Source organism: Enterobacter sp. S-33, assembly GCF_028735835.1.
Taxonomy (GTDB): Bacteria; Pseudomonadota; Gammaproteobacteria; order Enterobacterales; family Enterobacteriaceae; genus Enterobacter; species Enterobacter vonholyi.
In genome coordinates, this window is record NZ_CP117838.1 from 4368328 (window position 1) to 4381179 (window position 12852).

The 12852-nt window shown below is 52.8% G+C and carries 8 protein-coding genes, 1 tRNA gene and 3 rRNA genes; 3 read left to right on the forward strand and 9 right to left on the reverse strand.

Annotated features, from left to right (window positions below; genetic code table 11):
* Positions 1–8 precede the first annotated feature (8 nt).
* Entirely contained in the window at positions 9–197 is a 189-nt protein-coding gene (bcsR, locus tag PUP35_RS20785; RefSeq protein WP_008503237.1) for a cellulose biosynthesis protein BcsR, read from the reverse strand.
* Positions 198–372: 175 nt separating this feature from the next.
* Between bcsR and bcsE the strand changes: the two genes are divergently transcribed.
* Genes bcsE through bcsG form a run of 3 tightly spaced genes read left to right on the forward strand, consistent with a single transcriptional unit; the run spans position 373 to position 3798 of the window.
* Positions 373–1935: a cellulose biosynthesis c-di-GMP-binding protein BcsE gene (gene bcsE, locus PUP35_RS20790; protein WP_274241215.1), complete on the forward strand. Its 1563-nt coding sequence runs from the start codon at positions 373–375 to the stop codon at positions 1933–1935.
* Complete coding sequence (gene bcsF / locus PUP35_RS20795; protein ID WP_024908822.1) at positions 1929–2126, forward strand: cellulose biosynthesis protein BcsF; 198 nt, start codon at positions 1929–1931, stop codon at positions 2124–2126. The genes bcsE and bcsF overlap by 7 nt, the downstream gene beginning before the upstream one ends.
* The gene (gene bcsG / locus PUP35_RS20800; RefSeq protein WP_274241216.1) at positions 2119–3798 is read left to right on the forward strand and encodes a cellulose biosynthesis protein BcsG; all 1680 of its coding nucleotides are present in this window, start codon (positions 2119–2121) and stop codon (positions 3796–3798) included. Before bcsF ends, bcsG begins: the two co-directional genes overlap by 8 nt.
* A 54-nt stretch (positions 3799–3852) precedes the next feature.
* On the opposite strand, the gene PUP35_RS20805 is transcribed toward bcsG, so the two are convergent.
* From PUP35_RS20805 to hemG, 8 genes are all read right to left on the reverse strand, one after another.
* The gene (locus PUP35_RS20805) at positions 3853–4845 is read right to left on the reverse strand and encodes a glycosyl hydrolase family 8 (protein WP_274241217.1); all 993 of its coding nucleotides are present in this window, start codon (positions 4843–4845) and stop codon (positions 3853–3855) included.
* A 16-nt stretch (positions 4846–4861) separates the two neighbouring features.
* Positions 4862–5824 carry a bifunctional biotin--[acetyl-CoA-carboxylase] ligase/biotin operon repressor BirA gene (gene birA, locus PUP35_RS20810; protein ID WP_127732572.1) on the reverse strand — a complete coding sequence of 321 codons (963 nt, stop codon included), beginning with the start codon at positions 5822–5824 and terminating at the stop codon, positions 4862–4864.
* Positions 5821–6849 carry a UDP-N-acetylmuramate dehydrogenase gene (gene murB, locus PUP35_RS20815; RefSeq protein WP_115876793.1) on the reverse strand — a complete coding sequence of 343 codons (1029 nt, stop codon included), beginning with the start codon at positions 6847–6849 and terminating at the stop codon, positions 5821–5823. Before murB ends, birA begins: the two co-directional genes overlap by 4 nt.
* Before the next feature lie 124 nt (positions 6850–6973).
* Positions 6974–7089 (reverse strand): 5S ribosomal RNA (gene rrf, locus PUP35_RS20820).
* A gap of 72 nt (positions 7090–7161) precedes the next feature.
* Positions 7162–10067: ribosomal RNA gene (locus PUP35_RS20825) — 23S ribosomal RNA — on the reverse strand.
* A gap of 183 nt (positions 10068–10250) precedes the next feature.
* Positions 10251–10326: transfer RNA gene (locus PUP35_RS20830), tRNA-Glu, on the reverse strand.
* Between the two features lie 84 nt (positions 10327–10410).
* Positions 10411–11952: ribosomal RNA gene (locus tag PUP35_RS20835) — 16S ribosomal RNA — on the reverse strand.
* The 16S, 23S and 5S rRNA genes sit together here with 1 tRNA gene alongside, the layout of an rRNA operon.
* Before the next feature lie 354 nt (positions 11953–12306).
* Positions 12307–12852: a menaquinone-dependent protoporphyrinogen IX dehydrogenase gene (gene hemG, locus PUP35_RS20840; RefSeq protein ID WP_136196052.1), complete on the reverse strand. Its 546-nt coding sequence runs from the start codon at positions 12850–12852 to the stop codon at positions 12307–12309.

Here is a 12852-nt window from a genome sequence, read left to right on the forward strand (position 1 = left end):
TGGCTCCCTTATTGTTGATGGGCGAATTCAGCTAATAACGGCCAGCGTTTAATAGCCGCGGCCAACTGTTCCCGCTGGGAAATATCGGTGTAATCTATTTCAGGTAAAGAAAAGGCCTGCGTCAGCGCCAGAAAATCGTTTTGGAATGTGTAACCCAGAGTCGAGTCGACTGGGGTTCCGGGTTCGTTATTATCCATTCTTTTTCCATCCCTTTAAGGAAAATCGCACGCTAAAGAAGTTGCGGGGCTTCCTGCCCTGACAAATTTCATTTACATGCTAAATCTGATGTTCTTTAATTTCAATGTTAGGTTTATTTCTACGCTTTCGCTAGTAAACTGAGATACAGATAAATTAGACGAAAAGAGGGACACCGTGGACTCCATATTTTCTATTGGCATCCAGTCATTATGGGACGAATTGAGCCACATGCCAGTCGGAGGAGTCTGGTGGATTAATACGGACCGAAATGAAGATGCTATCAGCCTGGTTAACCAGACAATTGCTGCCCAGGATAAGGATTCCCGCGTGGCCGTCATTAGCATGGGCGAAGACCCGAAGAAAATTATCACGCTGGAAAACAATCGCGGGCCTCAGACGGTGCGATTATTTTCCATGACATCGGAAGCCGATAGTCTATACTTTTTGTCCCGCGACGTTCAGTGCTCTATTGATCCGGATCACCATTTGGTGATTCTTAAATGTGCAAATAACGTCCTGCAAAATATCCCTGCTGAAAAACTGTTGCCATGGCTTGAAAAAATCAATAAATGGGCAAAATTTCAAAATTGCACGCTATTGATAGTCAATCCTGGCAGTAATAATGACAAGCTGTTCTCACTTTTAATGGGCGAATATCGCTCCCTGTTCGGTCTGGCAAGCGTTCGCGATCAGGTGGGTAGCTATCTCTACGATATTGCATTCTGGTGTAATGAAAAGGGCGTGAGTGCCAGGCAACAGCTTACCCTGAAACATATTGAGGGCGAGTGGCACATTGCACAGCAGGAAGAAACCGTGGTCCAACCGCGCAGTGATGAAAAACGCATTCTGAGCCATATCGCGGTTTTAGAGGGGGCGCCCGCCCTGTCGGAAAACTGGACACTTTTTGAGTCTAACGAAGCCCTTTTCCATGAAGCCCGAACAACCCAGGCGGCGACCCTTATTTTCTCGCTGATGCAGAATAACCAGATTGAGACGCTGGCACGGCAAATCCACACCCTACGCCGCCAGCGCGGAAGCGCGTTAAAAATCATCGTGCGCGAAAATAATACCAGCCTGCGCGCCACCGATGAGCGCCTGCTTCTGGGCTGCGGCGCCAATATGGTTATCCCATGGAATGCGCCGCTGTCACGCTGCCTGACGCTTATCGAAAGCGTTCAGGGCCAGCAGTTTAGCCGCCATGTACCGGAAGATATTTCCACGCTGCTCTCCATGACGCAGCCGATGAAGCTGCGTGGGTACCAAAAATGGGATACCTTCTGCGACGCCGTCGGCAACATGATGAACAACACTCTTCTTCCTGCTGACGGAAAAGGCGTCATGGTTGCCCTGCGTCCTGTACCGGGTATTCGCGTTGAACAGGCTCTCACCTTATGTCGTCCGAACCGTACAGGGGACATCATGACCATTGGCGACAATCGCCTGGTGCTATTTTTGTCCTTTTGCCGGGTTAACGATCTCGATACGGCGCTTAACCATATCTTCCCCCTGCCTACCGGGGATATTTTCTCGAACCGTATGATTTGGTTCGAAGATAATACGATTAGCGCGGAGCTGGTGCAGATGCGTGCGCTCCAGCCCGAACAATGGGCTAAACCGCTCGCTATCACGAGCGATGCGAAACCGATCCTGAATGCCAGACATGATGGACACGTCTGGCGTCGGGTTCCGGAACCCCTTCGCTTATTAACAGACAACGCGGAGAACGCATCATCATGAATATCAGCGATATTATTCAACTGGTTATATTCTGTGCGCTGATCTTTTTCCCGCTTGGCTACTATGCGCGCCATTCCATACGCCGTATCCGTGATACGGCCAGAGTGCTGTTTATAAAACCTCGCTATGTAAAACCAGCCGGAACACTGACACGGGCATCACACGTCAAGGCAGACCGAAAACATGACTAATTCTACCTATACCGCTTCGTCACCCTCGCCGCTCTGGCAATACTGGCGCGGCCTTTCCGGCTGGAACTTCTACTTTCTGGTGAAGTTTGGTCTGCTGTGGGCAGGCTATCTGAATTTCCATCCCCTTCTCAACCTGGTGTTTATGGCCTTCCTGCTGATGCCGCTGCCGAATATCAGGCTGCATCGATTACGTCACTGGGTCGCCATTCCTGTCGGCTTTGCGCTGTTCTGGCATGATACCTGGCTACCGGGGCCGGATAGCATTATGAGCCAGGGTTCGCAGGTGGCGGGCTTTAGCGCCAGCTATATCCTCGATCTGACCGAGCGCTTTATTAACTGGCAGATGATTGGCGCGGTATTTGTGCTGCTGGTTGCCTGGCTGTTCCTGTCACAGTGGATCCGCGTCACGGTGTTTGTCGTCGCGATTATGATCTGGCTTAACGTGCTGACGCTGGCTGGGCCAAACTTTTCTCTGTGGCCTGCCGGTCAACCAACCACCACGGTGACTACCACTGGGGGAAGCGCAGCGGCAACCGTCACAACGGCAGGCGATACGCCTGTCGTGGGCGATATCCCAACCCAGACCGCACCGCCGACTTCTACCAACCTGAACGCCTGGCTCTCCAGTTTCTATACCGCGGAAGATAAGCGACAGACTAAATTCCCGGATGCGCTTCCGGCGGATGCTCAGCCGTTTGAACTGCTGGTGATAAACATCTGCTCTCTCTCCTGGGCCGACGTGGACGCCGCCGGTTTGATGTCTCATCCGCTGTGGTCACACTTCGATATTCAGTTTAAAGATTTCAACTCTGCCACCTCGTACAGCGGCCCGGCAGCAATCCGCCTGCTGCGTGCTAGCTGCGGTCAGACATCTCATAAAAACCTGTATCAACCCGCCGGCAACCAGTGTTATCTGTTCGATAATCTCGCAAAACTGGGCTTTACGCAGCATCTGATGCTGGGGCATAACGGCCAGTTCGGTAACTTCCTGAAAGAAGTACGCGAACAGGGTGGCATGCAGGCACCGCTGATGGATCAAACCGGTCTTCCAGTCTCTCTTCTGGGCTTCGACGGCTCGCCCGTCTATGACGATACCGCCGTCCTGCAGCGCTGGCTGCAGACCGTCGAAAAAGACAGTAATCCACGCAGCGCGACGTTCTTTAACACCCTGCCGCTCCACGACGGTAACCATTTCCCGGGCGTGAGCAAAACGGCTGATTATAAAGTGCGTGCGCAGAAGTTCTTTGACGAGCTGGATGCGTTCTTCACGGAACTGGAAAAGTCAGGCCGTAAAGTGATGGTGGTAGTGGTACCTGAGCACGGCGGCGCGCTGAAAGGCGACAGAATGCAGGTTTCAGGTCTGCGTGATATCCCAAGCCCGTCGATTACCAACGTGCCTGCTGGCATTAAATTCTTTGGTATGAAAGCACCCCATCAGGGCGCACCGATTGAAATCACCCAGCCGTCCAGCTATCTGGCGATTTCAGAACTGGTTGCCCGTGCCGTTGACGGGAAGCTGTTTGTGGGAGATAGCGTGAACTGGGATCAGCTCACCAGCAACCTGCCGCAAACGGCAGAAGTCTCTGAGAACGCCAACGCGGTCGTCATTCAGTATCAGAACAAACCGTACGTTCGCCTGAACGGCGGAGATTGGGTACCGTATCCGCAGTAACTGATTTACGCCTCACCCTCTCCCCATTGGGGAGAGGGGATAGTCAGTGCGTTATTATTGCGCTGAAATCCACACCAGCATTTTCAGACTTGCCGAATAGTAGTCGTCTTTAGCGGTGATTTCGGGTTCGCCGGAAGACTGTCCCATCGTTAAATCGCGTACAGCCAACAGGCCGCCTTCCATCATATAGGGCGCATATTCGTTGGTCGTGACGTTAACCCAGGCGGGCGTTTGTTCCCGGGGGAACTGACCGAACCAGGCCTTCCACGACGTCAGCAGCGGGCTTTGCTTATCAGACCAGGCGACATACAGCGGAACACGAATCGCGTCATAGCTCATTCGCGGTGGCCAGCCTTTAGCAGGGGTCAGCTTGCCACCTGATGCCAGTGAAACCCAGTCAGTGGGCAGATTCGCTTTACCCGAGCCCATTTTCCCCAGCAGGCGTTTACCATCCTTAATCAAATCACGCCAGACTGGCAAATGACTGCGTCCGGCGAAGGCCTGCCAGGCCGGAAACACAAAATAGGAAGGATTAAGGACCACTTCACCGTCAAGCTTAAATCCCTGGACGCCGGGCAGCATCACGCGGTAACCCGCATAGCGGATCACGCTATGGGCAACCAGCGCTTTTGTAATGGCATCCGATGCGGCGCTGTAGCGTTTGTCATGCCAGCGGGCGTCGGCTTTAAGCAGCGCCCAGGCAATCAGAACGTCACCATCGGCGGCGTTGTTTTTGTCCGCGACCGGGTTGGACTCTGCGGGGTTATACCGCCAGTAAAAGAGACCATTCTCTTTGTTCTTCAGCTGGCTGTCCGTCCATTGCCAGAGCTTATCGAACGTGGCTTTATCGTCGTTGGCGACTGCCATCAGCATGGCAAAGCCCTGACCTTCCGTATGCGACACCCCACCATTACCGGTATCGACAATGCGGCCTTCCGGTTTGAAAAAGCGGGCCTTGTAACGCTCCCAGGCCTGATCCGCCAGAGAGAGAGGCGAGAACAGCACACTCATCATGACGGCCAGCGTCGCGCAGACGGGTTTTCGCATAATTAACTCGATCCGGTTATTCGGCACTTCGCAGGGAAATCTCACCGCCCACCCAGGGTTTAATCGCGCCATCCTGTTCCAGGAGCAGCGCGCCCTGTGCGTCAATACCGCGGGAAGTTCCGTAGATCTCTTTATCACCAATCAGCAATTTCACAGGGCGGTTGATGAAGTTATCCAACTTTTCCCAACGAGACAGGAACGGTGCCAGCCCTTCCTGCTCAAAAAGCGTGAGTGAGCTACGCAACTCTTTAATCATACGCACGGCAAGGGTATTACGATCGATGACAATCCCCGCCTCCTGGAGGTTAGTCCAGGCCTGATTCACCACATCACTTTGTACATTGCGCATCACCATATTGAGGCCTGCGCCAATGACGATTTGCGCCGCGTCGCCCGTTTTCCCCGTCAGTTCGACCAGAATGCCGGCAAGTTTACGATCGTTGAGGTACAGGTCATTAGGCCATTTAACACGTACTTTATCCGCACCCAGATCGTGCAGCACTTCCGCCATGACGATGCCGATAACCAGACTCAAGCCAATGGCAGCGGCCGGGCCCTGATCGAGTCGCCAGTACATGGACAGATAGAGGTTGGCACCAAAGGGGGAAAACCACTTGCGACCGCGACGACCGCGACCGGCCTGTTGGTATTCAGCAACGCAGGCATCTCCGGATTTCAACTCAGGCAGCCGATCCAGAAGATACTGGTTCGTCGAGTCAATCACCGGCAGCACAGCAACATTGCCGTGTCCAATCTGGCTGCGGATCGCTTCTTCATTCAGCAATTGAATCGGCTCCGGCAGGCTGTAACCTTTTCCGGGAACCGTGAACACATCAACACCCCAGTCGCGAAGCGTCTGGATATGTTTATTGATAGCAGCACGGCTCATGCCAAGCTGTTCACCCAGCTGCTCGCCAGAATGAAACTCACCGTCAGCAAGGATGCTAATCAGGGTTAAGGGGATAGTATTGTCCTTCACGCGATAGTCTCCACGGCATTGACTTCACCTGTGCGGCCAATGAAGCGAACTTCTGGCTCCAGCCAGACGTTGAATTTTTCGCCCACACGCTGACGAACATAATGAGCCAGCTGTACAACATCATCGCTGGTCGCATCGCGTTGGTTAATCAGCACCAGAGCCTGATGTTGGTGAACGGCGGCACCGCCTACTGAAGTACCTTTTAGCTGGCATTGATCGATAAGCCACCCCGCGGCCAGCTTCACGCTGCCATCCGCCTGAGGGTAATGTGGCGCAGTTGGCCATCCTTCAAGAAGAATTTTTGCATTTTCGCTGCTGATAACCGGGTTTTTGAAGAAACTGCCAGCGTTTCCGTTAACTTTAGGATCGGGAAGCTTGGTCATCCGCATATGGCAAACTGAGTCAAAAACGTCGCATGCGGTAACGGTAGCCGGATCGAGACGCGTTAAATCTCCGTAGGTCAATACGGGCTGCCAGTTCTTCGACAGACGCAGCCCCACGGCGACAATCACGTAGCGATCCTGATATTCATGTTTGAAGATACTGTCACGATAGCCAAATCGGCACTGTTCTGCCGTTAAACGCTTAGCCGTTCCGGTCGCCAGTTCGATGCAGTCGACATATTCACAGACATGTTTCAGTTCGATGCCGTAGGCGCCGATGTTTTGAATAGGTGACGATCCGGCGCAGCCTGGAATAAGCGCAAGGTTTTCCAGGCCCGGCATCCCTTTTTCGAGGGTAAATTGCACCAGCTGATGCCAGTTTTCTCCGGCCCCCACGTGCAGGTGCCAGCTATCGGCACTCTCTGCAACATCAATTCCCATGATGCGGTTAACGATCACCGTTCCCGCAAAATCGTCGAGAAACAGGACATTACTTCCTTCGCCCAGAATCAGTACGGGTTCGTTATTTTCTGTTGCGCTTTGCCATGCATCCAGCAGCTGATGTGCGGTATCGGCACGTACAATTTGATTAGCATTGCGTTGAATGCCAAAGGTATTCCAGGGCTTAAGGGAGTGGTTCATAGACGCTATCCTGATGCAAAAACGCAGGTAGTTTACCGTATAAGCAGGGCGTTGGGGGATTAGTTTGTGCAGCGCATAAACGCAAAAAGGCCATCCTTTCGGATGGCCTCTTCACTTGTTTGATGCCTGGCAGTTCCCTACTCTCACATGGGGAGACCCCACACTACCATCGGCGCTACGGCGTTTCACTTCTGAGTTCGGCATGGGGTCAGGTGGGACCACCGCGCTAAAGCCGCCAGGCAAATTCTGTTAAATCTGTATCAGGCTGAATTTGATTGTTCTGTCTCTTCGCCAAAACACCTTCGGCGTTGTAAGGTTAAGCCTCACGGTTCATTAGTATCGGTTAGCTCAACGCATCGCTGCGCTTACACACCCGACCTATCAACGTCATAGTCTTTAACGTTCCTTCAGGAGACTTAAAGTCTCAGGGAGAACTCATCTCGGGGCAAGTTTCGTGCTTAGATGCTTTCAGCACTTATCTTTTCCGCATTTAGCTACCGGGCAGTGCCATTGGCATGACAACCCGAACACCAGTGATGCGTCCACTCCGGTCCTCTCGTACTAGGAGCAGCCCCCCTCAATTCTCCAGCGCCCACGGCAGATAGGGACCGAACTGTCTCACGACGTTCTAAACCCAGCTCGCGTACCACTTTAAATGGCGAACAGCCATACCCTTGGGACCTACTTCAGCCCCAGGATGTGATGAGCCGACATCGAGGTGCCAAACACCGCCGTCGATATGAACTCTTGGGCGGTATCAGCCTGTTATCCCCGGAGTACCTTTTATCCGTTGAGCGATGGCCCTTCCATTCAGAACCACCGGATCACTATGACCTGCTTTCGCACCTGCTCGAGCCGTCACTCTCGCAGTCAAGCTAGCTTATGCCATTGCACTAACCTCCTGATGTCCGACCAGGATTAGCTAACCTTCGTGCTCCTCCGTTACTCTTTGGGAGGAGACCGCCCCAGTCAAACTACCCACCAGACACTGTCCGCAACCCGGATCACGGGTCTACGTTAGAACACCAGCCATTAAAGGGTGGTATTTCAAGGACGGCTCCACGCAGACTGGCGTCCACGCTTCAAAGCCTCCCACCTATCCTACACATCAAGGACCAGTGTTCAGTGTCAAGCTATAGTAAAGGTTCACGGGGTCTTTCCGTCTTGCCGCGGGTACACTGCATCTTCACAGCGAGTTCAATTTCACTGAGTCTCGGGTGGAGACAGCCTGGCCATCATTACGCCATTCGTGCAGGTCGGAACTTACCCGACAAGGAATTTCGCTACCTTAGGACCGTTATAGTTACGGCCGCCGTTTACCGGGGCTTCGATCAAGAGCTTCGCGTTGCCGCTAACCCCATCAATTAACCTTCCGGCACCGGGCAGGCGTCACACCGTATACGTCCACTTTCGTGTTTGCACAGTGCTGTGTTTTTAATAAACAGTTGCAGCCAGCTGGTATCTTCGACTGATTTCAGCTCCACCCGCAGGGGCTTCACCTACATATCAGCGTGCCTTCTCCCGAAGTTACGGCACCATTTTGCCTAGTTCCTTCACCCGAGTTCTCTCAAGCGCCTTGGTATTCTCTACCTGACCACCTGTGTCGGTTTGGGGTACGATTTCGTGTTACCTGATGCTTAGAGGCTTTTCCTGGAAGCAGGGCATTTGTTACTTCAGCACCGTAGTGCCTCGTCATCACACCTCAGCGTTAATAAACGACCGGATTTACCTGGTCGTTCCGCCTACATGCTTAAACCGGGACAACCGTCGCCCGGCTAACATAGCCTTCTCCGTCCCCCCTTCGCAGTAACACCAAGTACAGGAATATTAACCTGTTTCCCATCGACTACGCCTTTCGGCCTCGCCTTAGGGGTCGACTCACCCTGCCCCGATTAACGTTGGACAGGAACCCTTGGTCTTCCGGCGAGCGGGCTTTTCACCCGCTTTATCGTTACTTATGTCAGCATTCGCACTTCTGATACCTCCAGCATGCCTCACAGCACACCTTCAACGGCTTACAGAACGCTCCCCTACCCAACAACGCATAAGCGTCGCTGCCGCAGCTTCGGTGCATGGTTTAGCCCCGTTACATCTTCCGCGCAGGCCGACTCGACCAGTGAGCTATTACGCTTTCTTTAAATGATGGCTGCTTCTAAGCCAACATCCTGGCTGTCTGTGCCTTCCCACATCGTTTCCCACTTAACCATGACTTTGGGACCTTAGCTGGCGGTCTGGGTTGTTTCCCTCTTCACGACGGACGTTAGCACCCGCCGTGTGTCTCCCGTGATAACATTCTTCGGTATTCGTAGTTTGCATCGGGTTGGTAAGCCGGGATGGCCCCCTAGCCGAAACAGTGCTCTACCCCCGAAGATGAATTCACGAGGCGCTACCTAAATAGCTTTCGGGGAGAACCAGCTATCTCCCGGTTTGATTGGCCTTTCACCCCCAGCCACAAGTCATCCGCTAATTTTTCAACATTAGTCGGTTCGGTCCTCCAGTTAGTGTTACCCAACCTTCAACCTGCCCATGGCTAGATCACCGGGTTTCGGGTCTATACCCTGCAACTTAACGCCCAGTTAAGACTCGGTTTCCCTTCGGCTCCCCTATACGGTTAACCTTGCTACAGAATATAAGTCGCTGACCCATTATACAAAAGGTACGCAGTCACACCACGAAGGTGCTCCCACTGCTTGTACGTACACGGTTTCAGGTTCTTTTTCACTCCCCTCGCCGGGGTTCTTTTCGCCTTTCCCTCACGGTACTGGTTCACTATCGGTCAGTCAGGAGTATTTAGCCTTGGAGGATGGTCCCCCCATATTCAGACAGGATACCACGTGTCCCGCCCTACTCTTCGAGTTCACAGCCTGTGTGCTTTCGTGTACGGGACTGTCACCCTGTACCGTGCGACTTTCCAGACGCTTCCACTAACACACAAGCTGATTCAGACTCTGGGCTGCTCCCCGTTCGCTCGCCGCTACTGGGGGAATCTCGGTTGATTTCTTTTCCTCGGGGTACTTAGATGTTTCAGTTCCCCCGGTTCGCCTCGTTAACCTATGTATTCAGTTAACGATAGTGCAACGAATTGCACTGGGTTTCCCCATTCGGACATCGCCGGGTCAAAGGTTCATATCACCTCGCCGGCGCTTTTCGCAGATTAGCACGTCCTTCATCGCCTCTGACTGCCAGGGCATCCACCGTGTACGCTTAGTCGCTTAACCTCACAACCCGAAGATGTTTCACTTCAAGATTGCGAAAATTTGAGAGACTCGAACACACCATTAAGATGTGTCGTTTCAATTTTCAGCTTGATCCAGATTTTTAAAGAGCAAATATCTCAAACATGACTCGCAAGTCAGTTTTGAGATATGACGGCAGGTGACTTTCACTCACGAACCAGCAAGTGGCGTCCCCTAGGGGATTCGAACCCCTGTTACCGCCGTGAAAGGGCGGTGTCCTGGGCCTCTAGACGAAGGGGACGTGTAGTCTCAATCGCAAGACGCCTTGCTATTTACTTTTCATCAGACAATCTGTGTGAGCACTACAAAGGCAGGTTCTTTAAGGTAAGGAGGTGATCCAACCGCAGGTTCCCCTACGGTTACCTTGTTACGACTTCACCCCAGTCATGAATCACAAAGTGGTAAGCGCCCTCCCGAAGGTTAAGCTACCTACTTCTTTTGCAACCCACTCCCATGGTGTGACGGGCGGTGTGTACAAGGCCCGGGAACGTATTCACCGTAGCATTCTGATCTACGATTACTAGCGATTCCGACTTCATGGAGTCGAGTTGCAGACTCCAATCCGGACTACGACGCACTTTATGAGGTCCGCTTGCTCTCGCGAGGTCGCTTCTCTTTGTATGCGCCATTGTAGCACGTGTGTAGCCCTACTCGTAAGGGCCATGATGACTTGACGTCATCCCCACCTTCCTCCAGTTTATCACTGGCAGTCTCCTTTGAGTTCCCGGCCTAACCGCTGGCAACAAAGGATAAGGGTTGCGCTCGTTGCGGGACTTAACCCAACATTTCACAACACGAGCTGACGACAGCCATGCAGCACCTGTCTCAGAGTTCCCGAAGGCACCAATCCATCTCTGGAAAGTTCTCTGGATGTCAAGAGTAGGTAAGGTTCTTCGCGTTGCATCGAATTAAACCACATGCTCCACCGCTTGTGCGGGCCCCCGTCAATTCATTTGAGTTTTAACCTTGCGGCCGTACTCCCCAGGCGGTCGACTTAACGCGTTAGCTCCGGAAGCCACGCCTCAAGGGCACAACCTCCAAGTCGACATCGTTTACGGCGTGGACTACCAGGGTATCTAATCCTGTTTGCTCCCCACGCTTTCGCACCTGAGCGTCAGTCTTTGTCCAGGGGGCCGCCTTCGCCACCGGTATTCCTCCAGATCTCTACGCATTTCACCGCTACACCTGGAATTCTACCCCCCTCTACAAGACTCTAGCCTGCCAGTTTCGAATGCAGTTCCCAGGTTGAGCCCGGGGATTTCACATCCGACTTGACAGACCGCCTGCGTGCGCTTTACGCCCAGTAATTCCGATTAACGCTTGCACCCTCCGTATTACCGCGGCTGCTGGCACGGAGTTAGCCGGTGCTTCTTCTGCGGGTAACGTCAATCGATGAGGTTATTAACCTCACCGCCTTCCTCCCCGCTGAAAGTACTTTACAACCCGAAGGCCTTCTTCATACACGCGGCATGGCTGCATCAGGCTTGCGCCCATTGTGCAATATTCCCCACTGCTGCCTCCCGTAGGAGTCTGGACCGTGTCTCAGTTCCAGTGTGGCTGGTCATCCTCTCAGACCAGCTAGGGATCGTCGCCTAGGTGAGCCGTTACCCCACCTACTAGCTAATCCCATCTGGGCACATCTGATGGCAAGAGGCCCGAAGGTCCCCCTCTTTGGTCTTGCGACGTTATGCGGTATTAGCTACCGTTTCCAGTAGTTATCCCCCTCCATCAGGCAGTTTCCCAGACATTACTCACCCGTCCGCCGCTCGCCGGCAAAGTAGCAAGCTACTTTCCGCTGCCGCTCGACTTGCATGTGTTAGGCCTGCCGCCAGCGTTCAATCTGAGCCATGATCAAACTCTTCAATTTAAGTTTGATGCTCGTGAATTAAACTTCGTAATGAATTACGCATGTTCACTCAGAGACTTGGTATTCATTTTTCGTCTTGCGACGTTAAGAATCCATGTCACTTTGAGTGCCCACACAGATTGTCTGATAAATTGTTAAAGAGCAGTGCCGCTTCGCTTTTCGCAGCAGCGCGGGGTGTGCATATTACGCTTTCCCGCTTCAGAGTCAAGCGTTTATTTACGCTGTTCTCTGCTGACCCGGCGGCGTGTGTGCCGTTGTTCCGTGTCAGTGGAGGCGCATTATAGGGAGTTATTCCGACGTGACAAGCACAAAATACAAAAAACTTATCGTTCGCTCACTTTTCAAGCTTAACGCTTATTTAAGTCGCGAATCGCCCGTTAAATGTGCGATTTCCCGGGCAAAACTAGCCACCTGCGACCAGTCGGTATAAACCACTTCTTTACGCGTATCGGTTTCACCTCCGGTCATCTTCATAATAAGACGGATCATAAAGCGGTCATACCAACGATAGCGAGGGTAGCGCAGCGCGCCGGCAAAGACAGCGCAAAGGTCTGGCTGCCACGGCGAGCTGAGTAAAAACTTGCGCGTGTAGCTGTTAGTCTGCGGCGTACGCTTCTCTGCTTTACGTGCGACCAGATTTACCGAGTAAAACGCTCCGGGCAATTTATTGAGCGCCGCGGTGTGCTTTTTCACAAAGCGATCCAGCGCCGGATGGAAATGCCCGTAACGAATTGACGCGCCAATTACCACGCGATCGTAATCCTGCCAGGCTATCTGATCCGCACGGTTCAGGTTTACCACATCCGAATATATCCCCAGCTCTTTGAGTTCAGATGCCAGATACGCGGCAATCTCACGCGTTTGCCCGTCTCGCGTAGAGAAAAGAATGAGTGTTTTCAT

Bases quoted from the DNA above. Each gene is read 5' to 3' on its own strand.
- PUP35_RS20805 (WP_274241217.1), bottom strand. From the start codon at position 4,845: ATGCGAAAACCCGTCTGCGCGACGCTGGCCGTCATGATGAGTGTGCTG.
- bcsR (WP_008503237.1), bottom strand. From the start codon at position 197: ATGGATAATAACGAACCCGGAACCCCAGTCGACTCGACTCTGGGTTAC.
- hemG (WP_136196052.1), bottom strand. From the start codon at position 12,852: ATGAAAACACTCATTCTTTTCTCTACGCGAGACGGGCAAACGCGTGAG.
- murB (WP_115876793.1), bottom strand. From the start codon at position 6,849: ATGAACCACTCCCTTAAGCCCTGGAATACCTTTGGCATTCAACGCAAT.
- bcsG (WP_274241216.1), top strand. From the start codon at position 2,119: ATGACTAATTCTACCTATACCGCTTCGTCACCCTCGCCGCTCTGGCAA.